This is a genomic window from Pseudomonas sp. 22515 (assembly GCF_052044625.1).
Taxonomy (GTDB): domain Bacteria; phylum Pseudomonadota; class Gammaproteobacteria; order Pseudomonadales; family Pseudomonadaceae; genus Aquipseudomonas; species Aquipseudomonas alloputida.
In genome coordinates this window covers 1-576 of record NZ_JBQENN010000077.1, presented here as the reverse complement: position 1 = coordinate 576, position 576 = coordinate 1, and the positions used below count along the sequence as shown (strand labels likewise).

At 65.3% G+C, this 576-nt stretch carries 1 protein-coding gene; it reads left to right on the top strand.

Going from position 1 to position 576, the window contains the following annotated elements; genetic code table 11:
* Positions 1-576 (top strand): Ig-like domain-containing protein (locus tag ACTJJN_RS27010; RefSeq protein WP_440781798.1); only part of this gene is annotated, 576 nt, incomplete at both ends.

Genomic DNA, 576 nt, shown 5'->3' with positions numbered 1-576 from the left:
GCCGGTAGCCAGCTCAGCGGTCGAGGCGAAGCCGGCTCTACCGTGCAGGTACGTGACGCGGCAGGCAACATCCTCGCGACTGGCACCGTCGCTGCAGATGGCACCTTCGTCATCGCCCTGGACCCTACCGTGAACGACGGCAGCACCTTGCAAGTCACCCTCACCGACGCTGCCGGCAACGTATCCCAACCGGGCTCGGTCACCTCGGCCGACTTGCTGCCGCCCGCGCAACCGACTGACCTAGCCTTGGCCGATGGCGTCACCTTCACCGGTCGCGGTGAGCCTGGTGCTACCGTGCAGGTGCGCGATGCTGCCGGCAACCTGATTGGCACTGGCTTGGTCAACGAAGACGGCACCTTCAGCGTCACGCTGCTACCCGCCCAGGCCAATGGTGAAGCCCTGGACATTCGCGTGGTGGATGCCGCCGGCAACGCCTCGGCGCCACTGCAATTCGATGCGCCGGACATCACACCGCCTGAGGCAGTAACCAATATTTCAGTTGGTGCTGACGGCCTGGCCCTGAGCGGTCGCGGCGAACCAGGTGCCACTGTGGAAGTGCGTGATGCCAATGGCACT